Origin of the sequence: Dongia soli (genome assembly GCF_034044715.1) — a bacterium.
Classification (GTDB): domain Bacteria; phylum Pseudomonadota; class Alphaproteobacteria; order Dongiales; family Dongiaceae; genus Dongia_B; species Dongia_B soli.
Genome location: NZ_JAXCLW010000003.1, coordinates 224,706 through 249,923 on the forward strand (window position 1 = coordinate 224,706; position 25,218 = coordinate 249,923).

Consider the following 25,218-nt stretch of genomic DNA (forward strand, 5'->3'; position numbering starts at 1 on the left):
GCTCCATGGGCCTGCGTCACTTTATCCTCGGCAATCCGTTGCAGACCGAAGACCAAAAGCATGAACGCCTGGGGGTCGTTACCGGCTTGCCGATTTTTGCTTCCGACGCCTTGTCATCGGTTGCCTATGCGACGGAAGAAATTCTGTTGGTGCTGACGGGAGCCAGCGCTGCCGTCCTGCATTATTCGTTGCCGATTGCCTTCGTGATCTGCGCGTTGCTCGCGATCGTCACGATCTCCTACCGGCAGACCGTCTATGCCTATCCCAATGGCGGCGGCGCCTATGTAGTCGCATTGGAGAATCTGGGACGCTGGCCCGGTCTGGTCGCGGCGGCCGCGTTGCTTATCGATTACGTGTTGACGGTTGCCGTCAGCATCTCGGCCGGCATCCGCGCAATCATCTCGGCCTTTCCCCTCCTGCAGCAACATATCGTTCTGCTCTGCGTGCTTTCCGTGATGGTGATGGCTTGGGCCAACCTACGCGGTGTCCGGGAATCCGCGCGGCTCATGTCGATACCGACCTGGGGCTTCATCCTGATCATGATATCGCTATTGCTGCTCGGCGGATACCGCTTGGCGACGGGCGAACTGCATCCCTTGCCGCTGCCGGCATCGCTGCCGACGGAAAGCGATCTCGGGCCGATCGCCCTGGTCGTCCTGCTGGTCAAGGCTTTCTCCTCCGGCTGCACCGCGATGACCGGGGTCGAGGCGGTGAGTAACGGCGTGCCCGTCTTCAAATCGCCGGAGCCGCGCAATGCCTCACGCACCTTGCTCCTGCTTTCATCGATACTCGGCGGCATCTTTATCGGCGTCACATTCCTTGCCTATCATCTGGATATCGTGCCGCGCGAAACGGAAAGCGTCCTCTCACAGATTGCCCGTCTGGTTTTCGGGACGGGGCCGCTTTATTACATCACGCAGTTTCTCACCATGGCGATCCTGGTCTTGGCGGCGAATACCTCCTTCGCCGGCTTCCCGCGTCTGGCCTCGATTCTGGCCAAGGATGGCTTCCTGCCGAAGCAGCTCGCCAATCTCGGCGACCGCCTCGCCTTCTCCAACGGCATCGTCGCCTTGGCCGTCGCGGCGATCGTCCTGCTGCTGATTTTCAAGGGCGACGTACACAGCCTGATCCCGCTTTACGCGCTCGGCGTTTTCCTCTCGTTCACGCTGTCGCAGACCGGCATGGTCGTATTTTTCATCCGGAAAAAGCTCGCCAATTGGGAAGCCCGCGCTGCCATCAATTGCGTCGGCGCGATCACGACGACGATCGCCTTTCTGGCGATCGTCGAGGCGAAATTCCTTGCCGGTGCCTGGATCGTTGCGTTGCTGATCCCCGCCTTTCTTTGGCTCTTCCAATCGATTCGTAAACATTACGATGTGGTCGAATTGCAGTTATCGCCGCGCATGGGCGGGCTCGGCGAGTGGCTGCCCTGGAGCCACGAATTCCGTCCCAAGGTGGTGGTGCCGATCTCCAAGATGCATCCTGGCACACTGGCGGCGCTGGAACTGGCCCGTGCGATCAGCCATGACGTCACCGCCGTCACTGTCGATGTCGATCCCAGGGACACGGCCAATCTTCGTCTGGCCTGGCGCGCCATGCGATTGAAGGAGCCGCTGGTGGTGCTGGAAAGCCCCTATCGCGCAGTGATCGAGCCGGTGATGCATTTTCTGGAACAGCAGGACCGCCGCGACGAGGATCGTGGTCAGGCAGTCGTCGTCCTGCCGGAATTCATGCCGGCGAAATGGTGGCAGACTCTGCTGCACAACCAGACCGCCTTGTTGCTGAAAGCGGAGCTGCTGTTCCGCAAGGGTGCCAATGGCGAGAATCGCATCGTGATCGACGTGCCTTACCGGCTGCGCCGACATGCGCAATTAGTACCGCTGCAGAAGAAAAAAATCATGCCATAAAGCAAAACGGCGGCTCCACCGAAGCCGCCGTTTCATTCTCATGACACGATCGATCAGGGGTCGCCCGGCACGCCATAAGCGGGCGCGCTGCGCGGATCGAGCGCGCGGGTGATATAGTCCTGCGCCTGCGGTTCGAATGCCTGCCATAGCTTGCGCAGGGGCGGCAATGGATTCTCATCATCCCAGTCGATCCGCAGATCGACCAGCGGCCATTCGGTCTTGTCAACGACCAGAAGACCGGCGGAATGCACCGGCCCCATTTCACCTCCGGCCTTCAACCCCGCTTCCAAAGCATCCAGGAGACGATCGGCGAGGTGTCCGCCACTCGATTGCTCGAAGCCTTTTACGATCGCAGCCGGAATATCGGTGGTCCGCAGCAAATTGCCCGCGGCGACACAGTCGCGACCTTCTGCGGTCGCATAGGTACCCAATGTCTTGCTCCCGCTCCAGACCGCGGTCCGGCCGGCCGTATCGATCATGGTGAGCTGCCGGTAATCGGCGAATTGTGCGTCCCGCATCAACTTTGCCAAGGCCTCGGGTGCTGAAAGGCCGCTTTGCAGCAAATCGAGCCCTTTGCGGCCGAGGCTGGGATCGGTGACGTTCTGCGTCGCGACAGCACCCACGCCCGCTCGTGCCCAGGGGCACCGGCTGGCGACGGCGATCGATGAGGTGGTGATGGCGACACCGAACATGCCCGTCTTCGGGCAGCGGCCTGCGACGGAGAAGGTCATTTCTTCGCTGCCTTCCTGCCGGCCGTCTTGCGGCCAGCCCCACGTCCCGCACCCCGTCCCGTCCCGCCTTTGGCGCCCGCGGCCTTGTTCTTGGCATCGCGCCATTCGAGGCTGGCCGGCGGCGCTGGCAGTTTGTCCATGCGCTCATCGGGAATCACGGCCCAGACATCGATCTCCATCACCCATTCCGGTCGCGCCAAGCCATCGATGATGAGGCCGGTCGATACCGGATAGACGCCTTTCAGCCACTTGCCGACAACCTGATAGACATCGTCGCGATAGGCACGGTCGGTCAGGTAGATGGTGATCTTGCAGATATCCTCCAAGCGTGCGCCCTGTTCTTCCAGAAGCTGCTTGACGTTCTTCATCGCTTGTTCGGTCTGCGCCCGGGCATCGCCGACGCCCACCATATTGCCCTGCAGATCCTGGCCAACCTGGCCGCGCAGGAAAACCTGGTTGCCGGCCCGCACCGACATCGAAAGATCATTGTCCAGGTTCTGCTCCGGATAGGTGATCTTGGTATTGAACTTACGCAAACGAACATGGTTGTAAGCCATCATTCCCCCGATAGGCACTCGTTACAGACAGCGATCCGCGCTTAGCGCTTCGCCCATTGCTCCATGACATTATCCGACAGATCTGCGGCATTCTTCACCATTGTCAACGCATTCGACGGATCGAAGTTCATATAGACGGCGTTGAGGTGGGCAAAGGGCGGCGACTGGGCGAACAGCTCGAACGTCACCATATGGCCGGCGCGGTCGGAATTGACCAGATCGCGGGCAAAAGCCAGTAACCGGCGGCGATCCTCAGCCGACCAGAAGTCATTGACGTGATAGTACTTCTCCAGCCATTCGGCGATTTCCGGACTTTCGAAGGAACTTGAATCCGGCGTGACACAAATCTGCCCGCCGCACAATTCGCGGGTCAGATGCATCATGGCCGGCAGTTGCGAGCAGGCCAGCTTGCGGCCGGTATAGAGTAGCGACTGGTTCGGCATCAGCAGACCGCCGGGGCTTTTCTGCGCCGTGGCGATCGAGGCCGTCAGATGAGCATTAATCGATTCGCGATAGCAGATCAGTTCCGCGAGCTTCTCACGCACTGCCTGCTGCGCGTCGAGGCCGGTCTGCTTCACATTGAACATCGCCGTGCCGATCAGCAGATCGGCGATGGTCAGCACGCGCTGGGTGAAGGGGAAGGCGCTATAGCGATGCAGCGTGCCACGAATATAGCTTGCTGCCCGGGTATGGCGATAGAAGAGCACATTCTCCCAGGGTATCAGCACATTGTCGAAGACCAGCAACGTGTCGACTTCATCGCAGCGGTTCGACAGCGGATAGTCCTTGGCAGGGGCGCGGCCGGTGAAGCCCGTGCGGCAGATATGCTTCAGGCCCGGCGCCCCCATATCGCAGATGAAACCAAGCGCATAGTCGCTGAGCTTGTCGTCCCCCCAATTGGCGATCGTCGGCTTGACGAAAGCCTGATTGGCATAGGCCGCCGCCGTTTCGTATTTCGCGCCGCGGACGATGATGCCTTTGTCTGTTTCCTTCACCAGATGCAACAGCATGTCCGGATCCTGATCCTGTGGCCGCTTGGAGCGGTCGCCTTTCGGATCGGTATTGGCGGAGACATGGAAGGTGTCGGAGGTCAGCGCATGCTGGATGTGATGTTCGATATTCTTGGAGAATTGCGGATCGACTTCATTGAGGACATCGCGGCCGTCATAAAGCGACCACATCTCGCCGATCGTTTCGTCACCGACACGGACGGCATAGCCTTTGATATCCTTCATCACCGTATCGACGGCGCGGCGCTTGGCATGCCAGTCATCCTGGCTATGGGGCAGCTTGTAGCCGATATTGTTTTCTTCGCCCGTCGCCGGATCGCGATAGGCCATGATCTCCTTGCTGCCCTGCTCATGCGCCATGTCGTAAATGCGGGCGCGGATATCCACAATCGGCTTAATGGCCGGATGTTTCGTCACATCCGCCACCTTTTCGCCGTTCATCCAGACCTGCCGGCCATCACGCAGGGACTCGCGATATTGCTCCCCGGTCCTTAGCATTCTTTTCTCCCCATCGGGCTGTTGCTGCGGAAATCTTGACGGGAGGCTCTGAAAAGGGAAAATATTTTTATAATTAAATGTAGATCGGATTTTCCAATGAGCTACACGCTGAAGCAGCTTCGATATTTCGTGGCGGCAGCCGAAGCCGGCAGTGTGACGGGCGCCGGTCAACGGTTACACGTCTCCCAGCCGTCGATCTCTGCGGCGATTGCCCAGTTGGAAGAACGATTCGGCGTCGCCCTTTTCATTCGTCACCATGCCCAGGGCCTCAGCCTGACTGCGGCCGGCCGGCGGCTGTTGACGGAGGCAAAAGCCCTGCTCGACCATGCGGAAGACTTGCGGCAACGAGCAATCGGTCTCGGCAAGGATCTGGCCGGTGACCTGCATGTCGGTTGTTTCCAAACCTTCGCGCCGTTAGTCCTGCCGCAGGTCCTCCGGGAATTCGCCGTCGCCTTTCCCGATATCACGATCCATCTGCACGAAAATCACGTGCAGGGCGTGCTGGATACGTTGCGCGGCGGCCAGTCGGAACTCGCGCTGACTTACGATCTCGCTTTGGGCGAGGGCATCGATTTCAGTCCGCTGACCGAGGTTCCGCTTTACGCTTTCATTGCCGAGGACCATCCGCTGGCGAAGGAGGATCGCGTGTCACTCCGTGCCCTCGTCGACTACCCCATGGTCCTGCTGTCGCTGCCGCAAAGCCGCGACTACTTCCTGTCGATCCTTTACAGCCAGCGTCTGCAGCCCCGGATCGCATACGAAACGCCGAGCTTTGAAATGATGCGAGGCCTGGTCGCGAACAGCGACTGTTTCTCCATCATGCATTCGCGGCCGGCCAGCGAATTGAGCCTGGACGGCCGACGCTTGGCCTACCGTCCCCTGGCCGAATCACTGCGGCCAACCCAGCTTGGCCTCGCCCGTTTGGCTGGATCGCGGCCGACTCGCAAGGCAGCCGCTTTTATCGACTTCTGCTCGACCCACTTCGCGAAGCGCGCGCAGTGAAACGCTCGGGTGAATCGGGATATTTTGCCTAGACTATTGAAATCTAAAGCGATTTCTTCCCATTCGGACAACCCTCTGCAAAGAATGGTTGTCTTTACAAATTCTTAATGCCGCCGCATACTTGCGCCGTAAAGCGACATAATGTCGCAAAAATGTCGATTCGGGACAATCCTGGGGGTGTCCGGGTCGCTCCGCCGGCACCGCCGGTCTCGCGAACCGAAAGGGCCGGTTCGGCTCGTTGTCTCGGCGACCACATAAGGGGAAACGTCATGTCTACGCATGATCATACGCATGAGGAGGACGTCAAAGTCCTCCACAGCATGGGTTACGCTCAAGAACTGTCCCGACGCATGGGCGGCTTCCAGAACTTCGCGATTTCTTTCACCATCATCTGCATTCTGGCCGGCGGCATCGGTGCTTATACCGTTGCCTTCAGCGCGGCCGGGGGCGGTTCCATCGGCATCGGCTGGATCGTCGGCTCGATCTTCGCATTGCTTGTCGCCGCGGCCATGGGCCAGATCGCCTCGGCCTATCCGACGGCCGGCGGTCTCTATCACTGGGGTTCGATCCTGGGCGGCAAAGGCTGGGGATGGGGTACGGCCTGGATCAATCTGATCGGCCTGCTTTTCGTTGTCGCCTCGGTCAATTACGGCGTCTATCTGCTGGCCCGCGATCTGGTCTTCGTCGGCATCTTCGGCGCCGCACCGGAAAGCTTCACCGGCACGCATCTGATCATCGCCGTCGCTCTGATCACGGTCTCGCAGGCGTTTCTGAACTTCGTCGGTATCCGGGCAACCACGATCCTGACCGACTTCTCCGGCTATCTGATCTTCCTGGTATCGATCGCGATCATTGTCGGCTTGCTGGCCGGCTCGCCGGTGCCCCTTGATTTCTCGCGTCTTGTCACCTTCACCAACAATACCGGCGATGTCGGTGGCGGCACTTGGCCGGCAACCTCCAGCCTGTTCTTCGCCTTCGTGCTGGGCTTGCTGCATGTCTGCTACACGATCACCGGTTTCGACGCCTCGGCGCATACATCCGAAGAAACGCGCGACGCCCAGCGTGCCGTTCCCCGGGGCATGTTGACGGCCGTCTTCTGGTCGGGACTGTTCGGCTGGTTCCTGGTGGTGGCTGTTTTGCTCGCCATGCCCGATATGGGCGAAGGCGCCAAAAGGGGCTGGTCGGTGTTTTTCTATGTCCTGGAATCCAGCGGCATGCCGGCTTGGCTGAAGACGCTCATTTCCATCGGCATCGTGGTCTCGAACTATCTCTGTGCCCTCGCCGGCATGACCTCGCTCTCACGCATGATCTTCGCCTTCGCGCGTGATGGCGGCATCCCGGTCTTCTCCAAATATCTGCGTCGCGTCAGCCCGACCTACCGGACCCCGGGCGTCGCCATCTGGGTCGGTGCAATCCTGTGCTTCCTCCTGGGTTGGGTGGCCGGCTCCGATGCCAATGCCTATATCGTCCTGGCGTCGGGCTGTGCAGTCTTCCTCTATGTCTCCTACATCATGCCGATCGGAGCTGGCATCCTGGCCGAAGGCAAAAGCTGGACGAAGAAAGGGCCGTTCAATCTGGGCGGCCTGTCGAAGCCGGTCGCCGTGCTCGCGGTCATCGGCGGCGGCGTGCTGGCTTTTGTCGGCTTCCAGCCGCCCTATCAATTGGTCGGGCAATTCCTGGCGGTCGTTATCGTTCTGCTGGTCATCATCTGGTTCGGCTATGAGCGCAAGCGTTTCCCCGGCCCACCGCTGACAGAAGAGGCTGTCAAGGCGCGGCAATCGGAGATCGCCCGCGAAGAAGCCGCCTTGGCACAGTCATAAACCGACAAACCGGCTTACACTTAGCCTACAAAGGGGAGGCTTTCAGCCTCCCCTTTTTCTGTCCAGTGGCTTGCAGGAATCCGGCTTGACGCCGCAGCGGCGGCACCGGAGACTACCGTCATCATATCCCGCCGCTGGGAGAGATCGGTATCCTTCGGGACAACCGGCGCCGAAGGAGCAACCGCCCCCGGAAACTCTCAGGCAAAAGGACCAGGGCGGCACCACACTCTGGAAAGCGGGTCGCGAGAAATCGATACCCCACCGACGGAGTAAACCTGTTCCCGCCACTCGGCGTGGGACAAGGCCAATCTCTCAGGTACCGAGACAGAGGGGGGAAGCGCCGTTCGGCCACCGGCCGGGCAGCCGTTTCTACCGCTGTCGGAGAGTCTGGTGACTGCATCTTTTGTCGATCCCATCACATTGCCTAACCACCTGCCGGACCGCTGTCCGGCAGGCGAGGCCGGACCCTACAACACGCTGATTTTGCGACCCGAGGCAGATGGGCGGGTCCTCCTGTCGCTGGTCCTGATACCGGGCTTTGCCCTGGGGGATCTCGCGCGCGTGGTGGATACCCTTGCGGCCGCCAATGCCGTGAGCGGTCGCGATATCTTTCAATGGCAAACCGTCGGCCTGGAACCCGGCCCCGTCCCGTCCGCCAGCGACATCGATGTCCATCCGGTAACGTGCGTGACCGACAGTCCTGCGGCCGCCAATATCCTCGTCCTTGCGGAAATCCTGCCGCCGGATTTGCCTGCTTTGCCAGGGCTCATCGAGTGGCTGCATGAGGCCGACCGGGCCGGCGCTCATATCGGTGCGCTATCGAGCGGCGCCATCCTTCTCTCTCGCATCGGCCTCTTGCGTGGTTATGCTTGTGCGACGCCGACACAACTGGCTTTCACGGATTCTGCACCCAGCCGGAATGATGAGCTGTTTTGCCGTGAGCGAGGCCCGGCCCGGCTGCATCCCGATCTCTTCGTCATCGACCGCAACCGCTTCACCTGTGCGGGCGGCTGCACCACCTCCGACATGATGCTCCGGGCGATCCGGCAATGCCTTGGCGACGATGCCGCCCGGCGAGTTACCGGCCAGCTTCTGCGCGACCGCGCGCGCGATGCCGATGAGATTCAGCCCCGCGCCCAACTGGTCCAGCATGCCGCCGGCAGCCAAGCCCTGCAGCGTGCCATGCAGGTCATGCGCCGGCATGCCGAACAGCCGGTCGAATTGCGCGTCATCGCCATGCGGGCCGGTGTCCATCTGCGTCATTTGGAGCGGCTGTTCCGGCGCCATTTGGAAACCAGCCCTCGTGAGTTCTATTTGCGCCTTCGCCTGCAACGCGCCCGGGAACTGATGCAATGCACCACGGCGACCCTCTCCTCCATCGCCCGGGATGTCGGTTTCGACTCGCTTTCCCATTTCTCCAAATGTTATACGGAAGCCTATGGGACGCGGCCCAGTGAAGACCGCAAGCGGCTGTTCACCACGGCTGTCATTGGGCCCCACGCACCATCACGCGACGTGCCATCGAGGGGGAAGACGATCGCAGCCTGACTGCGCATCGACGGTATCGAAATCACCACTTAAACCTTTCAAGTCATCCGGGGGAAACATGCCTTTGAAGCCAGAGCAGGTTAAGACGGTCGCTGATGCAAAGAAGATCGTCGAGGAACGCGGTTTGACCCATGTCAAGGTCGGCGTCTTCGACGGCGATGCCATCCTGCGTGGCAAATACATGTCCAAAGAAAAATTCTTTTCGGCTTTGGAAAGCGGTTTCGGTTTTTGCGACGTGGTACTTGGCTGGGACAGCAGCGACCAGCTGTTCGACAACACCACCTATACCGGTTGGCACACCGCTTATCCGGATGCTTTCGTCCGGCTTATTCCGGAAAGCTGCCGCGAGGTTCCCTTCGAAGACAATATGCTCTTCTTCCTGGCCGAATTCACCGACAAGGCGGAAGAAGTTTGTTCGCGCGGTACCCTGCGCCGGGTGCTCGACAAAGCGAAGAAGATGGGATTCGAAGCTTACGGTTCCTGCGAGTTCGAATTCTTCATGTTCGACGAGACGCCGGAGAGCATTCGCGAAAAAGGCTATCGCAATCTGACGCCGATGACCCCCGGCTGGTTCGGTTATTCTGTAATCCGCAATACTGTCTGGGCCGATCTCTATAAGGAGATCCTCGAAACCTGCGAGATCATGCGGATGCCGATCGAAGGCCTGCATACGGAAACCGGCCCCGGCGTGCTGGAAGCGGCACTCACCTATGACAAGGCCCTGGAAGCCGCCGACCGCGCCGCCTTATTCAAGACCTTCATGAAGGTCCTGGCGCAGCGCCGCGGCATGATGGCGACCTTCATGGCGAAATGGTCGAACAACTGGCCCGGCCAGAGCGGCCATATCCATCTGTCGCTGAAGGACAAGAACGGCAAGAACGCCTTCCACGATCCCAAGAAGCCGCACAATATCAGTGACAAGATGCGCTGGTTCATCGGCGGACAGCAGGCGCTGATGCCCGAATTGCTCGGCATGGTCGCGAATACCGTCAACGCTTATTCCCGGCTGATCCCCGGCTTCTGGGCACCGACCAATTCGACCTGGGGCATTGAGAACCGGACCTGCGCGTTGCGTGTCATTCCGGGCTCGGAAAAATCCCAGCGGGTCGAGTACCGGATTGCCGCAGCCGACTGCAACCCCTATGTTGCTCTGGCGGCCGCCATCGGGTCTGGCTTATACGGCATCGAGAACAAGATCGAGCCGACCGAGCCGATCGTGGGCAATTCCTATGACCAGAAGCATCCCGCGAAGCTCGACCTGCCGCGGACTTTGTGGGAAGCTGCCCAGCGCCTGAAAAAATCGAAAGCGGCCAATGAATTGTTCGGTGAAGCCTTCGTCGAACATTGGACCGCGACCCGTGAATGGGAGGAGCGCGAGTTCCGCAAGCACATCACCGATTGGGAACTGAACCGCTACTTCGAGATCATCTAAGGAAGCATCATGCCTGCAGTGCAGAAGACGATCACGCCGATCGACAATTCCATTTATGTCGAGCGGCCCTATAACAGCGCCGCCGAAATCCGGACGGTGCTGAGCGCCGCGCAGAAGGCACAAGCAGCCTGGAAGCACACGCCGGTCGCCGAGCGCGCCGCGATCCTGACCAAGGCCGTCGATATCTTTCTCACCAAGAAGGACCAGCACGCCGAGGAGATCACGCGCCAGATGGGCCGGCCGATCTCGCAAAGCCCCGGGGAAATGCGCGGCTTCGAGGAACGGGCCCGCTATATGATCCAGATCGGCCCGGAAGCTTTGGCCGATATCGAGGCTACAGACAAGCCGGGCTTCACCCGGTTCATCCGTCGCGAGCCGTTGGGCGTGGTCTTTATCGTTGCGCCCTGGAACTATCCCTATCTGACCTCGGTCAACGGCGTCATCCCGGCGCTGATGGCGGGCAATGCGGTCATCCTCAAGCATTCCGCCCAGACGCCGCTTTGCGCCGAAAGCTTCCAGGACGCGTTCGACAAGGCCGGTCTGCCCAAGGGTCTGTTCCAGCATCTGGTGCTCACCCATGACGATACCGCCAAGGTGATCGCCGCGCCGGAAGTCGCCTATGTCAACTTCACCGGCTCCGTTGCTGGCGGCCATGCGGTGCAGCAAGCAGCCCTCGGCAAGTTCATCGGCCTCGGCCTGGAACTCGGCGGCAAGGATCCGGCTTATGTGCGCGCAGATGCCAATCTCGATCACGCTGTCGAAAACCTGGTCGACGGCGCGATGTTCAATTCCGGCCAATGCTGCTGCGCCATCGAGCGCATCTATGTACATGAAAGCCTGTACGACAAATTCGTCGATGGCTTCGTCGATCTCACCAAGAAATATCGCCTGGGCAATCCGCTCGACACCAACACCAATCTCGGGCCGATGGTCCGCACCTCGGCAGCCGAATTCGTGCGCGGCCAGATCCAGGACGCGGTGAAGCGCGGCGCCAAGGCGCTGGTCGACGCGAAGTCCTTCGCCGCCGACAAGCCCGGCACGCCCTATCTGGCGCCCCAGGTTCTCGTCAATGTCGATCATTCGATGTCGGTCATGTCAGATGAGAGCTTCGGCCCGGTTATCGGCATCATGAAGGTGAAGTCAGACGACGAAGCCGTGAAGCTGATGAATGACAGCAAGTTCGGCCTGACCGCCGCTTTGTGGACACAGGACGAGCAGGCGGCTCTCAAGATCGGCGACCAGGTCGTCACCGGCACGGTCTACATGAATCGCTGCGACTACCTCGACCCGGCTTTGGCCTGGGTCGGGGTCAAGGATTCCGGGCGCGGCGCCACCTTGAGCAAGGTCGGCTATGAGATGCTGACCCGGCCGAAATCCTTCCATTTGCGACAGATCTAACCGAGCTTGGCCGAATTGACTTCGGCCGGTAACTGTCGATGATGTTCAGGCCCCTGTCTTGCAAGAGACAGGGGCTTTGATATCGGGGTCAGACATGGCTGAGATCGACCGTTCCGACATCGTCATCATCGGCGCCGGTGTCGTCGGCTGCGCGCTGTTCCGGCGCTTTGCCCTGATGGGGCTGAAACCGCTGCTGGTGGAAGCAGGCGGCGATATCCTCTCCGGCGCCAGCAAGGGCAATAGCGCTTTGCTGCATACTGGCTTCGATGCCTTGCCGGATAGCCTCGAACTCACCTGCATGCAGGCCGGCTATCGCGAATACCTCGAGATCCGGGAACACCTCAATCTGCCCTTGGTGGAAAGCAGCGCTTTGGTCGTCGCCTGGGATGACGAGCAATTGACAAAGCTGCCCGAGATCGTGGCCAAGGCCCATCGCAACGGTGTCGGCGATGTGCGCGAGATCGGCAGAGACAATCTGCGCCGGCGCGAGCCCCACTTGGCCGATACGGCGCGCGGCGCCGTTCTGGTGCCGGGCGAGCATATCATCGATCCCTGGTCGGCACCCCTCGCCTATGTTCATCAGGGCCTCGCCCATGGCGGTCGCATCCATCGCCGTTGTCGCGTGACCGGCGGCGATTTCAATGGCGATCATTGGCGGTTGGAAACGACAAATGGCGAGATGGCGGCCGGCCTGGTCATCAATGCTGCCGGTAATTATGGCGATATCGTCGAGGCGATCTGCCGGACAAGCCCGTTCAAGATCACACCACGCAAAGGCCAGTTTGTCGTCTTCGATAAGCCGGCCGCGGCACTGGCTCATGCCATCATCCTGCCGGTGCCGACGGAACGCACCAAGGGAATCGTCATCAGCCGGACTGCTTTCGGCAACCTGCTGGTTGGGCCAACGGCGGAAGACCAGGAGGATCGCGCGCTGGCAGAGGTCGATCAGGCAATGCTCCAACATCTGATTGCGAAGGGCACGGAGATGCTGCCGGCCTTGGCTCAGCAAACCGTCAATGCCGTCTATGCCGGCTTGCGGCCGGCCACACAGTTCAAGGACTATCAGATCGACTTTCTACCGGAGCGTCACTGGATCACCGTTGGCGGCATCCGATCGACAGGGCTGACGGCGGCGCTCGGCATCGCGCAGCATGTTGCTGCCCTCTATCAGCAGCGTTTCGATGGCACCACAACAACGCGACCGATCTGGACACCGGTTCCCAATCTCTGCGAATACCGTGAGCGGCCTTATCAGACGCCAGCCGGCGGCGATATCCTCTGCCATTGCGAATGGGTGACGCGGCAGGAAGTCGAACAGGCTTTGGCGGGTCCTTTTCCCGCCGGCGATCTTGGCGGCTTGAAGCGGCGGACCCGTTGCATGATGGGCCGCTGCCAGGGTTTCTATTGTGGCGCTGAGGCTAGTCGGCTTGCTGATGAACGGTGGTCGGCTAATAATGCGCAGGCCGCTTCATGAGCGGCCACAGATCGATCTCGGCGGAAGTGGCGATCATTGGCGCTGGACCGGCCGGACTTGCCTGCGCGCAGGCCTTGAAGAAAGCAGGCTTGCGCGACATCGTCATTCTCGAGCGCGAAGCGGAAGCGGGCGGCATCCCGCGGCATTGCGGCCATACAGGCTATGGCTTGGCTGAATTCAGTCGCTTGATGACTGGTCCCGGCTATGCGCGTCGATTGGTGGATGGGGTCGCCGGACTCGATCTCCGCACCAAGACCACCGTCTTGCGTCTGGAACCGAATGGCGTTTTGCAGATCACCGATCGCGATGGACCCGCAACGCTTTCCGCCAGAGCCGTGCTGCTAGCCTTGGGTGCACGCGAAACGCCACGTAGCGCGAGGTTGCTGACCGGGGCGCGTCCCTGGGGTGTCATGAATACCGGTATGCTGCAGCAGATGATCTATCTGCAGAACCGCAAGCCCTTCGAGCGGCCGGTCGTAATCGGAACTGAGCTGGTCTCTTTCTCGACTCTACTAACCTTGCGCCATGCCGGTATCAAGCCGGTGGCGCTGATCGAACCCTGCCACCGCATTACCGCGCGCCGGCCGGCTGATTTGATCACCCGCTTTTGCTTCCGGGTACCAGTCCTGCTGAATACGAAACTGCATCGCATTCTCGGAACCGAGCGTGTCGAAGGCATCGAGATCGATCGGGGCAATGGCATTGAGCGCATCGATTGCGATGGTGTCATTCTGACCGGTCAGTTTCGGCCGGAGACGGCTTTGGTGGTGCCAAGCCATCTCGCCCTGGACGGCGTCGTCAATGAAACGGGAACCGGCGGACCGGTGATCGACCAGTTCATGCGCTGTAGCGATCCCAGCTATTTTGCCGCCGGCAATCTGCTGCGTGGGATCGAGACAGCGGGACAGTGTTTTCGCGAAGGCCGGGCGGCCGCATCCAATATCCTCGAGACGCTCCGGGGCAATCTACCGCCGGCTCCGGCTTATATTCCGGTGACACATGCCGAGCCGGTCGCCTACGTTTATCCGCAGCGGATCGACCCGCTCGGTACAACCGATCAGCCTCTGCTGTTCAAATTTCGCGCTATGCGCCCTGCGCGGGGCCGCCTCCAGGTGAGTATTGATGGCAAAGTGGTCTGGTCTCGCTGTATACAGGCGCTGCCGGAACGTCGCTTGGCCTGGCATTTGCCGGCCCGTCTGCTAACTGGCGCCCAAAACGTTCATGTAGAGATTACCGGCGAGAAGCCCTCGCCGGCGCGGTAGGAGCATTTGTCAGTATGCAGTGGTTGATAAACGGTCAGTATCTGGATGTCGAAGCCGGCGCCTTTCGCCGCGGCAATATCACCGTGGATGGCGGTAAGATCGTCAAGCTCGGTGCTAATGGTGCGCCTGCCAAAGGCGATCAAGTCATCGACCTCAAGGGAGCTTGGCTGGTTCCCGGCCTGATCGACTGCCATGTCCATCTGACCCTGCCGACCGATAACTGCGATTACGGCAATCGCACCGATGCCGAAGTCACGCTCTATGCCGCGAAGGCCGTCGAGCGTACGCTGTTGTGCGGCATCACCACGGTGCGCGATGTCGGGGGCTGGAATTATGTCGAGATGGCTATTCGCGCTGCTGTCGAGCGCGGCGACTATATCGGCCCGCGCATGGTCCTGGCTGGACGCATTCTTTCCATCACGACCTCAGGGATGGATCTCTATCCCGGCATGTATGAGATTGCCGACGGGCCGGATGCGGTTCGTGCCGCAGCCCGCAAGCAGCTTGCCCATGGCGCCGATCTGATCAAGGTCATGGCAACCGGTGCTGTGCTGTCACCGGAAAGCGAAGATCCGCGCTCGATCCAATATTCGCTGGAAGAGCTGAAGGCGGCCGTCGAGATCGGCGAAGACAACTTCAAGCATGTCGCCGCTCATGCCCATGCCTGCCGTGGCATTTCGAACGCCGTCGCCGCCGGCTGCAGCAGCATCGAACACGGCACCTATGCCGATGAAGCGGCGTTGCGCGAAATGGCTGCCAAAGGCGTCTTCCTGGTGCCGACGCAATGCACCCTCGATGGCATGCTGAATGACAAGGCCGCTATGGCGACAATGCCCCCGCATCAGGTCGATCGCATGATCGAAAGCAGCAAGATCTCCGCCGAGATGATCCGGCGGGCCTATGAACTGGGCGTGCCCATCGCCATGGGAACCGATGCCGGCACGCCCGGTAATCATCATGGCGACAATTGGCAGGAACTGATCGTCATGGTGCGGGATGGCGGCTTGACGCCCATCGACAGCATCCGCGCCGCCACGGTCAACGCCGCCAAGCTGATCCGCCGCGGCGATAAGCTGGGCCAGATCAAGGAAGGCTATTTCGCCGATATCGTTGCTTATGCCCGCAACCCGCTGGATGATATCAAGGCCGTATCCGAAGTCGGCTTCGTGATGAAGAATGGCGAGGTCTATAAGAACAACTTCGCCGGATAGGGGATCAATGGGGGAAAGATCCGTCATCGCCATCGACCAGGGCACGACCGGTACCAAGGTTCATCGTCTTGGCTTCGACGGCAAGTTCGAGACGCTGGGCGGTTTCGAACATCGGCAGATCTTCCCCCGCTCCGCCTGGGTCGAACACGATCCGAATGAATTGGTTGACCATCTCACCCGCTGCCTCGCGCTTGGAAAAGACGCTGGCGCCATCGGCCTCGATAATCAGGGCGAGACCGTCATTGCCTGGGACGGCAAGACCAAGCAGCCGATTTACAATGCCATCGTCTGGCAGGACGCTCGCACCGAAGACGAGATCCAACGACTGAAAGCAACTGGCGCCGAAACGGAAACGCTGCAGCGGGCCGGCCTGCCGCTCGATCCCTATTTCTCCGCCAGCAAGTTGAAATGGCTACTGGACAATGCGCCTGAAGCGCAGGACTTGCGCCGCCAGGGACGCTTGCGTCTGGGCACCAGCGATAGCTTCTTTCTCGACCGGCTGACAGATCGCTTCATCACCGATGTCACCACCGCATCGCGAACTAGCTTGATGAATCTGGAAACGCTGGAATGGGATCCGATCTTGTGCGATCTCTTCGGCGTGCCGATGGACTGCCTGCCGGAGATCGGACCGACGGCCGGTGAACTCGGCGAGATGAATGGCATACCGCTCACCGCCAATGTCGTCGATCAGCAGGCGGCGCTTTTCGGACACGGTTGCCGCGAGCGTGGCGATGCCAAGATCACCTTCGGCACCGGCGCCTTTGCCCTGACCATCGCCGGCGATAAGCCCTTGCGCGACGCTGCGAGCGGCCTGCTGCCGACCGTCGCGTGGCAAATAGCGGATGAGCCCTGCACCTATGCACTGGATGGCGGCGTTTACAATGCCGCCTCGGCGGTCAACTGGGCGCGCGGCCTGGGGCTTTTCGCGGATTATACCGAGATCGACAGCTTCGCTACCGAAGCCGCCATCGCCCGGGACATCGTCTTCGTTCCGGCTCTGTCAGGTCTTGGCTGTCCCTATTGGGATCGGAGTGCTGCCGGGATGTGGCTTGGCCTCGGTCTCGATACGAACAAATCGGATCTGATGCAGGCCGTGTTGGAAGGGATCGCGCTGCGTGCCAGCGAAGTCATGCGCGCCATGTCGGCATTGACGCCGCCCGGCGATCAATTGTCGATCGATGGCGGCGTCGTGCGGAACGGTTATTTCTGCCGCTTCCTCGCTGCGGCGCTTGCTCGGCGTTTGACGATCCCCTCCTCCGCCGAATTGACCGGCCTCGGCGCGGCGCAACTGGCGATGATCGGCGCCGGTCTCGCCACGATGGAGACACTGCCGCCCGCACCGCCACCGGGCCAGGTGATCGAACCGGGCCAACCGCTGGCAGCGGAACTGCATAGCCGCTTCGGTGAGGCCGTTAAACGGTGCCGCGCCTGGCGTTGACGTCGCGCTGGTAAGCGCTGAAAATCTCATCGCCGAAACAGGCAAAGATCACCTGCTCGATCGACGGATGCCGCTTCAGGCAGGCGAGCGTTTCATCGACGGCGATCGCCACGGCCTGTTCAATCGGATAGCGATAGATCCCGCAACTGATCGCCGGAAAAGCGATGCTGCGAATATCGTAATCCGCAGCGAGCTGGAAGCTGGTGGTGTAGCAACTCCGCAAGAGCTTCGCCTCATGATGGCCGCCGCCATGCCAGACCGGCCCGACCGTATGGATGATGTATTTGGCAGGAAGCTGATAGCCCTTTGTTAGTTTGGCCTGCCCGGTCGGACAACCGCCGAGCTTGCGACATTCTTTCAGCAACTCCGGACCAGCTGCACGATGAATGGCACCATCGACACCGCCGCCACCCAGCAGCGTTTCATTCGCCGCATTGACAATGGCATCGACTTCGAGCTTCGTGATGTCGCCTTGCGAGATCTTGATCTTATCTGTCGCTGCCATCGCCACGCCTCGTTACGCTGACTCAAAATTCCTTGCACAGGCGGATCGCATCATAGATCGCCGCGTGAATGCTGCGGCAGGCGACGGCATCGCCAATGCGGAAAAGCTGGAAGCTGCCCGCCGGGTTATTGACGATGGTCTGCGGCTTGCCGGCGATCAACGCATCGATATCGACCTCGCCGCCATTGCTTGAATCCGACTGCAGGTCGAAATAGAGATCGGCCGCCGGCAAGGTACCGTTGGTGGCGATCACCTGATCCGCCGCACGCTCGCGTTCGGTATGGGTGTATTCGTTATAGATCGTCGCCACCAATTTGTTCCCATCGCGCCGCACGCCGGTCATCCGCTCGTTCGGCGTCAGCACCGCACCGGCCGCATAGAGCGCCTTATAGAAAGCCGGATAGTTCATGCCGCCGACATCCGGACCGATCATCCTGTCCGGCGTGAGGATCTCCAGTTTCGATCCGGATTTGGCGACATATTCGGCGCAGGTTGCGGCTTCATAGCCGCCGTGATCGTCATGCAACAGCACATCCGGTGCCAGGCTGGTCTGGCCGGACAGCACATCCCAGCAGGTTGTGATCAGATCGTCGCCGGCATCGAGATAACCGACATGGGGAATACCGCCGGTGGCGACGATCACAATATCCGGCTGTTCGGCCAACACCTCCGCTTTCTCGGCATAGACGCCGAAACGCAAATCAACGCCGAGACGCTGTACTTCAGCATAAAGCCAGTCGGTGATGCCGATGATCTCCTTGCGCCGCTGGATCTTGGCGGCGAGATTGACCTGGCCGCCCGGCCGGTCGCCCGCTTCGAACAGCACCACCTCATGACCACGCTCGGCACAGACCCGGGCCGCTTCCAGGCCCGCCGGACCCGCACCGACCACCACGACTTTCTTTTTCGGGCCAGTGGATTTCGTCAATTGCTGCGGAATGGTTTCTTCGCGGCCGGTGGCGGCATTGTGGATGCAGTAGGCCGCCCCACTGAGATAGATGCCATCGATGCAGTGGCTGGCGCCGACGCAGGGACGGATGCGATCTTCTTCGCCGGCCTCAAGCTTCTTGACGATATAAGGATCGGCCATATGGGCGCGGGTCATGCCGATCATATCGACAAGGCCGGCGGCGATCGCATGACGCGCCGTTGCAAGTTCCGCCACACGTGCCGCCTGGAAGACCGGCAGCGTGACGATCTCTTTCACTGAATGCGCCAGTTCGAGATGCGGGCCGGCTGGCGTTCCCATGCTGGGAATGACATGGGAGAGCGCCTCGTCGGTATCGATCCGTCCCTTGATCACATTGATGAAATCGACCAGGCCTGATTCGGCGAGGCGCCGCGCGATCTCCAAGCCTTCCCTCTTGTTGATGCCATTCTTGACATCCTCATCCACAGTCATGCGGATGCCGACGATATAGTCCTTGCCGACCTGCTCACGGATTTCGCCCAGCACCTCCATGCCAAAGCGCATGCGGTTCTCCAGGCTGCCGCCATAATCGTCCTGCCGCAGATTGGTGCGGGGCGACCAGAAGGAATCGAAAAGATGGCCATAGGCTTCGATCTCGATGCCGTCGAGATCGCCTTCCTGGCAACGGCGCGCAGCAGCACCATAGGATTTCACCACGCGCTTGATATCGAACAGCTCCATCTCCTTGGGAAAAGCCCGATGGGTCGGCTCGCGCACCGCGGAGGCTGAAATGATCGGCAGCCAATGTTCCTTGTTCCAATTGGTGCGCCGGCCTAGATGGGTGATCTGGCACATGACGGCGCAATCATATGGATGAACGCGGCCGGCCAATTGGCGGAAATAGGGAATGATGTCGTCATTGCTGACATCGAGATTGCCGAAAGCCTGGGGCGAATCAGGTGCCACGATCGACGATCCGCCGATCATCGTCATAGCAAGCCCGCCTTTTGCCTTCTCTTCGTGATAGAGCTGGTATTTCAGCTTCGGCTTGCCCTCTTCCGAATAAGCCGGCTCATGGCTGGTGCTCATGACGCGGTTCTTCAGCCGCAAATGTTTCAGCTGAAACGGTTGCAGCAACGGATCAGCCATCTGACACGTCTCCCATCAAGCTTGTTTCGTTTTCATCGCCTGGCGGATGATGTAATCCGCGACCGCCAGATCTTCATGTCCCCCGCCACCAGATTTGAACCAGGTGACTTCATCGGCGGATAGCCGCGCCGGCTTTTCCCCGCGCGCCACCTGGCCAAGATCGATGATCGCCGTTTCCTGCAGCAATCCGGCAGCCAGCGGCTGGCAGACATCGCCGACAACCGTCAGGGTGGTCAGCCGGGCATCGACATAATGGCGGGCCGCCCGCGCAATCGCCTCGTCGTCGGCCTCGCGCATCTCCGGCAGATAGCCGCCGACAAGATCAAGATGGCTGCCGGGTTTGAGCCAGTTGCCTCGCACGACCGGTTTGGTGGAGCGGGTGGCACAGGTGACAATGTCACCGGCCCGCACCGCTGCCTCCAGGCCTTCCGCAACGATGACCTCGACGCCCGGCAATTGGCATTGCGCCGCCACCTCTTCGGCCTTAGCGAGATTGCGGTTCCACCAGAGAATGCGCCGGATAGGCCGTATCGCGGCATGAGCGGCGGCGAGGTAAGGCGCCAAAGCACCGGCGCCGATCACCGTCAGCGTTTCGGCGTCGGGCCGCGCCAGGAAATCTGCCGCCAAAGCGGAATTGGCCGCCGTCTTCCGCAGGGTCAGTGCAGCGCCATCGAGATAAGCGAGCGGCACACCGTTGGTGCCATCGAACAGCATATAGCTGCCCAGTATCGTCTCCAATCCCTTGGCCTGGTTGCCGGGAAAGACACTGACCAGTTTTACGCCGAAGATCCGGTCATGCCACCAGGCGGGCAGTAGCAGCCAGTCATTGCTGCCGCCATCCGCACGCGGCTGACCCAGGTAGAGACGCTCAACCTGATCGACGCCCATGCGGTTCATCTCTCGCAAAGCCGCCACCAAGCCGGGATAATCGGCCAGGTCATGCAGGGTCGCCGCATCGATAGTCAGCATTGTCCTTCATTCCTCCCGCGGCTAGGTTTCTTTGCGCCCTGGCCTCATATCGCGTTTTGCGCATCGTGCCCTCAATAGCGGGGAGGAGCAAGAGACTGTCGGCATTGACCCACCATGCAGAATTGCCCATCATCCACGAAAAATAACGTGGCATGCGAGAGCTGCAGCAAAGGGAGTCAGGGACATCATGAAGGCCGATCATGCGAAACTGTTCCAACCGCTGACCATTCGCCATAAAACCCTGAAGAACCGCATCACCTTCGGCGCCCATACGGCGAATATGAGCATCGACGGCCTGCCGTCGGAACGGCATCTCGGCTATTACCGCGAACGGGCTCGCGGCGGTGCCGGCATGATTGTGGTTGAACCGGTGCCCGTGCATCAGACCGCCGTGCTCACCGGACGGCAATTTCGCGCCGGCGACGACGCCGTCATCCCGCATTTCCGCAAGATCACCGACACGGTGCATGAATATGGCACCGTGATCATTGGCCAGATGTTTCATGTCGGTGCCCATGGGGATTGGGACAATTCCTTCGAAGCCTCCTGGTCGCCATCCGGCCTGCCCTCGATGCATGATTCCGATGTCAGCCATGCGATGACCGAGGCGGAGATTGAAACCACCATCGATTGTTTCGTCGCCCAGGCCTTGCGCGCAAAGGCATCCGGTTTCGATGGCATCGAAATGATGGCCGCCTATAACGCCCTGATCGAACAGTTCTGGTCGCCCTATAGCAACCGCCGCGACGACAAATATGGCGGCAGCTTCGCGAACCGCATGCGGTTCAGCGAGACCTTGCTGACCCGCATGCGCAAGGCCGTGGGCGAGGATTTCATCATCGGCATGGCAATCAGCGTCGATGACAGCCAGCCGGATATCATGTCGATCGAGATGCATCAGGAGGTTGCCGCCTGGCATGACGAGCGCGGCCTTTACGATTACGTAAGCTGCGGTACCGGCGGCTATTACGATTTCCCGCGGATCATCCCGACCTTCCTCTATGAAGACAAGCTCGGCGCGCAGTATGCCGAGAAGATCCGGCAGGTGGTGAAGCATGTGAAAGTCCAAGCGGAGAGCCATATCCGCACGCCGGACAACGCCGCCTATATCGTCTCTTCCGGGCAGGCCGATATGGTGAGCATCGTGCGTGGCCAGATCGCCGATCCCCATTGGGCGAACAAGGCCAAGGACGACCGCGCCGAAGATATCCGCCCCTGCATCTCCTGCAACCAAATGTGCTGGGGCCGCCGCTCGCGCGATTACTGGATTTCCTGCCTGGTCAATCCGTCCTCGGGCCGCGAATTTCAATGGGAGGGCGACACCTTCAAGCCGGCCGAACAGCCGAAGAAAGTACTCGTCATCGGCGGCGGTCCCGCCGGTCTGGAAGCCGCCCGCGTCGCGGCTGAGCGCGGCCATTCGGTGACTTTGGCGGAAGCGACCGACAAGCTCGGCGGCCAGTTCCGTCTCGCCGGCATGCAACCGCGACGCCAGCAAATTCTCGACCTGATCGACTGGTACGAACGGCAATTGCAGCAACATCAGGTGCAGATCCGCTACAATAGCTTGATGGAAGCCGATGAGATCGGCGATTTCGCCGCCGACGCGGTTATCGTCGCGACTGGTTCACTGCCCAGCGCCACCGGCTTTCAGCGCGCGCTGCCGATGGTCGCGCAGATGCCGGGGATCGACCGTGGCAATGTCTGGTCGGCGGAAGATGTCATGCGGCGTGAAGCGAAGCTCGGGAAGCGCGTGATCGTCATCGACGAAGGCAGCAATTGGCGCGGCTGCGGCACCGCCTGGCATCTGGCGGAAAAGGGCCATGAGGTGATCATGGTGACGCCAGCGACCTATATCGGCCAGGAAATCCAGCGCACCTCGGCCGACTGGCCGCTCCGCAGCCGGCTGAAGAAAATGGGCGTCGTCTTCAGAACCGAAGCGGTGGTCAGCGAATGGCACGGCAATGGCGCCACGATCACCAGCATTCTCGATAACGAAGCGGAGCGGATTGCTGCCGACAGCCTGGTCCTCGCTTTGGCGAACGAAGCCAATACCGCACTGACCGACGCCTTGCGGGCAGGCGGGATCGCCCATCAGGTCATCGGTGACAGTCTGGCACCCCGACATGCACCCGCAGCGATCCTGGAGGGTCGCCGCCTGGGATTGGCCGTATGAAGTATAAGGATTTGAACCATTCCGGCTGCGCGTATCTGCCCCTGCGGGGCTGCACGACTTCGGCCTAATGGCTTGAAATCTCGGGTCTTTCACTCTTCATGGCGCGGTGATATGACCGGGCTGCGACCTTGGCTGCACTTGCTTTAGCGGGCAAATCCGGGTACGTCCTTCGCCGCGATAGCCGGGTTTGCTGATCAGCCCCGGTCGGCCGCTATCAGATCGGAAATGTGATGACCAAAACCGCCAGCCATGCGCCTGTGCGCAAGACGGCCGCCAATCGTCAGCCCACGAAACGAGTGCCGAAAGGCCGCGATCCGCGCGTCGGCATCGTCAGCCTCGGCTGCCCCAAGGCACTGGTGGATTCCGAACGCATCCTCAGCCGGTTGCGCGCCCAGGGTTATGAAATCACGGATTCCTATGACGGCGCCGATGTGGTCATCGTCAATACCTGCGGATTTTTGAACAGCGCGAAACAGGAATCGCTCGATGCGATCGGCGAAGCGATCGCCGAAAACGGCCGTGTCATTGTCACCGGCTGCATGGGCGGCAATGAGGATTCGATCCGCTCGGTGCATCCTAGCGTTCTGTCGGTCACGGGCCCGCAGCAATATGAATCCGTCGTGGAAGCGGTCAATAATGCGGTGCCGCCAAAGCACGATCCCTTCATGGATCTGGTGCCGCCTGCCGGCCTCAAGCTGACGCCGCGCCACTACGCCTATCTGAAGATTTCCGAAGGCTGCAATCACCGCTGCACCTTCTGCATCATCCCCAGCCTGCGCGGCGATCTTGCCAGCCGTTCGGCCCGCGACGTGCTGATCGAGGCGGAGAATCTCGCGAAGGCCGGCGTCAAGGAATTGCTGGTCATCTCCCAGGATACCAGCGCCTATGGCCTCGACCTCAAACATGCCGAAAGCACTTGGCGTGGCCGCAAGGTCAAGGCGCGCATGACGGAGCTTTGCGATGCCTTGAGCGAACTCGGCATCTGGACGCGGCTGCATTACGTCTATCCCTATCCGCATGTCGACGAGATCATGCCCTTGATGGCAGAGGGCAAGGTCCTGCCCTATCTCGACATTCCCTTCCAGCATGCCAGCCCGCAGGTTCTGAAAGCCATGCGGCGGCCCGCCAACCAGGAAAAAGTGCTGGAACGCCTGCGCAGGTGGCGCGAGGCGGTTCCTGATCTTACCATTCGCTCGACCTTCATTGTCGGCTTCCCTGGCGAGACCGAGGATGATTTCAATTTCCTGCTTGATTGGTTGGATGAGGCGCAGATCGACCGCGCGGGCTGCTTCAAATACGAGAATGTCGACGGCGCGACCGCTAACAATCTCGAAGATCATGTCGATGAGGATGAGAAGCAGGACCGTTGGGACCGCTTCATGGAAACCCAGCGCCAGATCAGCGAAGCCAAGATGGAGCGCAAGGTCGGCACGGTGGTTGACGTCCTGATCGATGAGGTTGATGAGGATGGCGCGATCGGCCGGTCCTCGGCCGACGCCCCGGAAATCGACGGCAATGTCTTCATTAATGGCGATGAAGGTGCTTCGCTGAGCCCCGGCGATGTGGTGCGCGTCACAGTCGAGGCCGCGGAGGATTACGATCTCTGGGGCAGTCTTGCGCCCAAGCAATAGCCTCCCCACATCATTCCAGTGTGGAGCACTGATCCCCCAATCTGAGGCGTCGGCTCAGTCATTGCTGCCGGATTTGAATCCGGCCATTCTGGAGCTTCCATCATGTCGCATCCAGATCGTGCGGCACAGGAACGCCGCCTGATCGAGTTAGCTGGCCCGGACCGTTATGCACAAGCTGTCCGTCTCGCCGAGAAGTCTGTCGATCTACCTCCCCCCGCTGTCTGGGTTGCCCTTTATCTTCGCCTCTTCTTATCGGAGCTGGTTCTCTGGTCCGTTATTCTTGCCGGTGGTCTGGGTGTGGCGCTGTTTGACCAGCCTCGTGATTCCCCAATGCTTCTTGGCACCGCTATTCTTGCTGCGCTGGCTATGACCGTTTACCGGCTCATTCGCTTGGTCGAAGCCCAGGATTGTGCGCGCGATCTCATTACGACCGGGAAACTGTGCGAGCATCTGCTGCCGATCTACCGGCGTCCGCTGGATATCGCTATCCGGCAGCATCTGGCGCAAATGAACGTGCCGGTCGCCAATAGCAACGATCCGGTCGGAACCAGCGACCGGAATCGCCGCCGCGGCTGACCAATCGGCTTGAG

At 60.5% G+C, this 25,218-nt stretch carries 19 protein-coding genes and 1 riboswitch; of the genes, 13 read left to right on the plus strand and 6 right to left on the minus strand.

Annotated features, from left to right (window positions below):
• Positions 1-5 precede the first annotated feature (5 nt).
• Positions 6-1,907, plus strand: a complete 1,902-nt coding sequence (locus SMD27_RS13160) for an APC family permease (RefSeq protein WP_320508863.1) — start codon at positions 6-8, stop codon at positions 1,905-1,907.
• A 53-nt stretch (positions 1,908-1,960) separates the two neighbouring features.
• On the opposite strand, the gene SMD27_RS13165 is transcribed toward SMD27_RS13160, so the two are convergent.
• Genes SMD27_RS13165 through SMD27_RS13175 form a run of 3 tightly spaced genes read right to left on the minus strand, consistent with a single transcriptional unit; the run spans position 1,961 to position 4,703 of the window.
• The gene (locus tag SMD27_RS13165; protein ID WP_320508864.1) at positions 1,961-2,638 is read right to left on the minus strand and encodes a DUF1028 domain-containing protein; all 678 of its coding nucleotides are present in this window, start codon (positions 2,636-2,638) and stop codon (positions 1,961-1,963) included.
• A complete protein-coding gene (locus SMD27_RS13170) occupies positions 2,635-3,198 on the minus strand; it encodes a RidA family protein (RefSeq protein WP_379990760.1) in 564 nt (187 codons plus the stop codon). The genes SMD27_RS13165 and SMD27_RS13170 overlap by 4 nt, the downstream gene beginning before the upstream one ends.
• A 38-nt stretch (positions 3,199-3,236) precedes the next feature.
• Complete coding sequence (locus SMD27_RS13175; protein ID WP_320508865.1) at positions 3,237-4,703, minus strand: 4-hydroxyphenylacetate 3-hydroxylase family protein; 1,467 nt, start codon at positions 4,701-4,703, stop codon at positions 3,237-3,239.
• 96 nt (positions 4,704-4,799) lie between these two features.
• On the opposite strand from SMD27_RS13175, the gene SMD27_RS13180 reads away from it, so the two are divergent.
• From SMD27_RS13180 to SMD27_RS13220, 9 genes are all read left to right on the plus strand, one after another.
• Positions 4,800-5,705 (plus strand): LysR family transcriptional regulator, encoded by a 906-nt coding sequence (locus SMD27_RS13180; protein ID WP_320508866.1) that lies wholly within the window; start codon positions 4,800-4,802, stop codon positions 5,703-5,705.
• A gap of 269 nt (positions 5,706-5,974) precedes the next feature.
• The gene (locus tag SMD27_RS13185) at positions 5,975-7,525 is read left to right on the plus strand and encodes an amino acid permease (RefSeq protein WP_320508867.1); all 1,551 of its coding nucleotides are present in this window, start codon (positions 5,975-5,977) and stop codon (positions 7,523-7,525) included.
• A gap of 124 nt (positions 7,526-7,649) precedes the next feature.
• Positions 7,650-7,748: riboswitch (glycine riboswitch) on the plus strand.
• 167 nt (positions 7,749-7,915) lie between these two features.
• Positions 7,916-9,073 (plus strand): GlxA family transcriptional regulator, encoded by a 1,158-nt coding sequence (locus SMD27_RS13190; RefSeq protein ID WP_320508868.1) that lies wholly within the window; start codon positions 7,916-7,918, stop codon positions 9,071-9,073.
• A gap of 58 nt (positions 9,074-9,131) precedes the next feature.
• Complete coding sequence (locus SMD27_RS13195; protein ID WP_320508869.1) at positions 9,132-10,505, plus strand: glutamine synthetase family protein; 1,374 nt, start codon at positions 9,132-9,134, stop codon at positions 10,503-10,505.
• 9 nt (positions 10,506-10,514) lie between these two features.
• Positions 10,515-11,903, plus strand: coding sequence for an aldehyde dehydrogenase family protein (locus SMD27_RS13200; RefSeq protein ID WP_320508870.1), 1,389 nt, complete (start codon positions 10,515-10,517; stop codon positions 11,901-11,903).
• Positions 11,904-11,997: 94 nt separating this feature from the next.
• A complete protein-coding gene (locus SMD27_RS13205) occupies positions 11,998-13,377 on the plus strand; it encodes an NAD(P)/FAD-dependent oxidoreductase (protein WP_320508871.1) in 1,380 nt (459 codons plus the stop codon).
• Complete coding sequence (locus SMD27_RS13210; RefSeq protein ID WP_320508872.1) at positions 13,374-14,639, plus strand: NAD(P)/FAD-dependent oxidoreductase; 1,266 nt, start codon at positions 13,374-13,376, stop codon at positions 14,637-14,639. The genes SMD27_RS13205 and SMD27_RS13210 overlap by 4 nt, the downstream gene beginning before the upstream one ends.
• 14 nt (positions 14,640-14,653) lie before the next feature.
• A complete protein-coding gene (locus SMD27_RS13215) occupies positions 14,654-15,850 on the plus strand; it encodes a metal-dependent hydrolase family protein (protein ID WP_320508873.1) in 1,197 nt (398 codons plus the stop codon).
• 7 nt (positions 15,851-15,857) lie between these two features.
• Complete coding sequence (locus tag SMD27_RS13220) at positions 15,858-17,291, plus strand: FGGY family carbohydrate kinase (RefSeq protein ID WP_320508874.1); 1,434 nt, start codon at positions 15,858-15,860, stop codon at positions 17,289-17,291.
• On the opposite strand, the gene SMD27_RS13225 is transcribed toward SMD27_RS13220, so the two are convergent.
• The 3 genes from SMD27_RS13225 to SMD27_RS13235 are packed head-to-tail and all read right to left on the minus strand — an operon-like array spanning position 17,266 to position 20,824.
• A complete protein-coding gene (locus tag SMD27_RS13225; protein WP_320508875.1) occupies positions 17,266-17,796 on the minus strand; it encodes an O-acetyl-ADP-ribose deacetylase in 531 nt (176 codons plus the stop codon). The two genes, SMD27_RS13220 and SMD27_RS13225, sit on opposite strands and share 26 nt — an antisense overlap.
• A gap of 22 nt (positions 17,797-17,818) precedes the next feature.
• Entirely contained in the window at positions 17,819-19,855 is a 2,037-nt protein-coding gene (locus tag SMD27_RS13230) for an oxidoreductase (RefSeq protein WP_320508876.1), read from the minus strand.
• 15 nt (positions 19,856-19,870) lie between these two features.
• Positions 19,871-20,824 (minus strand): ornithine cyclodeaminase family protein, encoded by a 954-nt coding sequence (locus tag SMD27_RS13235; RefSeq protein ID WP_320508877.1) that lies wholly within the window; start codon positions 20,822-20,824, stop codon positions 19,871-19,873.
• Positions 20,825-21,011: 187 nt separating this feature from the next.
• Here SMD27_RS13235 and SMD27_RS13240 point away from each other — a divergent pair, with 187 nt between their 5' ends.
• The 3 genes from SMD27_RS13240 to SMD27_RS13250 all read left to right on the plus strand — a co-directional run bounded on the left by SMD27_RS13240 (position 21,012) and on the right by SMD27_RS13250 (position 25,204).
• Entirely contained in the window at positions 21,012-22,997 is a 1,986-nt protein-coding gene (locus SMD27_RS13240; RefSeq protein ID WP_320508878.1) for an oxidoreductase, read from the plus strand.
• Positions 22,998-23,227: 230 nt separating this feature from the next.
• Positions 23,228-24,628 (plus strand): 30S ribosomal protein S12 methylthiotransferase RimO, encoded by a 1,401-nt coding sequence (gene rimO / locus SMD27_RS13245; RefSeq protein WP_320508879.1) that lies wholly within the window; start codon positions 23,228-23,230, stop codon positions 24,626-24,628.
• Between the two features lie 102 nt (positions 24,629-24,730).
• On the plus strand, positions 24,731-25,204 hold the full coding sequence (locus SMD27_RS13250; RefSeq protein WP_320508880.1) for a hypothetical protein: 474 nt from the start codon (positions 24,731-24,733) through the stop codon (positions 25,202-25,204).
• The last annotated feature ends 14 nt before the right edge of the window (positions 25,205-25,218 follow it).

Bases quoted from the DNA above. Each gene is read 5' to 3' on its own strand.
- SMD27_RS13250 (WP_320508880.1), top strand. From the start codon at position 24,731: ATGTCGCATCCAGATCGTGCGGCACAGGAACGCCGCCTGATCGAGTTA.
- SMD27_RS13180 (WP_320508866.1), top strand. From the start codon at position 4,800: ATGAGCTACACGCTGAAGCAGCTTCGATATTTCGTGGCGGCAGCCGAA.
- SMD27_RS13185 (WP_320508867.1), top strand. From the start codon at position 5,975: ATGTCTACGCATGATCATACGCATGAGGAGGACGTCAAAGTCCTCCAC.
- SMD27_RS13165 (WP_320508864.1), bottom strand. From the start codon at position 2,638: ATGACCTTCTCCGTCGCAGGCCGCTGCCCGAAGACGGGCATGTTCGGT.
- SMD27_RS13215 (WP_320508873.1), top strand. From the start codon at position 14,654: ATGCAGTGGTTGATAAACGGTCAGTATCTGGATGTCGAAGCCGGCGCC.
- SMD27_RS13170 (WP_379990760.1), bottom strand. From the start codon at position 3,198: ATGATGGCTTACAACCATGTTCGTTTGCGTAAGTTCAATACCAAGATC.
- SMD27_RS13220 (WP_320508874.1), top strand. From the start codon at position 15,858: ATGGGGGAAAGATCCGTCATCGCCATCGACCAGGGCACGACCGGTACC.
- SMD27_RS13210 (WP_320508872.1), top strand. From the start codon at position 13,374: ATGAGCGGCCACAGATCGATCTCGGCGGAAGTGGCGATCATTGGCGCT.
- SMD27_RS13195 (WP_320508869.1), top strand. From the start codon at position 9,132: ATGCCTTTGAAGCCAGAGCAGGTTAAGACGGTCGCTGATGCAAAGAAG.
- SMD27_RS13205 (WP_320508871.1), top strand. From the start codon at position 11,998: ATGGCTGAGATCGACCGTTCCGACATCGTCATCATCGGCGCCGGTGTC.
- SMD27_RS13175 (WP_320508865.1), bottom strand. From the start codon at position 4,703: ATGCTAAGGACCGGGGAGCAATATCGCGAGTCCCTGCGTGATGGCCGG.
- SMD27_RS13230 (WP_320508876.1), bottom strand. From the start codon at position 19,855: ATGGCTGATCCGTTGCTGCAACCGTTTCAGCTGAAACATTTGCGGCTG.
- SMD27_RS13240 (WP_320508878.1), top strand. From the start codon at position 21,012: ATGAAGGCCGATCATGCGAAACTGTTCCAACCGCTGACCATTCGCCAT.
- SMD27_RS13200 (WP_320508870.1), top strand. From the start codon at position 10,515: ATGCCTGCAGTGCAGAAGACGATCACGCCGATCGACAATTCCATTTAT.
- SMD27_RS13225 (WP_320508875.1), bottom strand. From the start codon at position 17,796: ATGGCAGCGACAGATAAGATCAAGATCTCGCAAGGCGACATCACGAAG.
- rimO (WP_320508879.1), top strand. From the start codon at position 23,228: ATGACCAAAACCGCCAGCCATGCGCCTGTGCGCAAGACGGCCGCCAAT.
- SMD27_RS13160 (WP_320508863.1), top strand. From the start codon at position 6: ATGGGCCTGCGTCACTTTATCCTCGGCAATCCGTTGCAGACCGAAGAC.
- SMD27_RS13235 (WP_320508877.1), bottom strand. From the start codon at position 20,824: ATGCTGACTATCGATGCGGCGACCCTGCATGACCTGGCCGATTATCCC.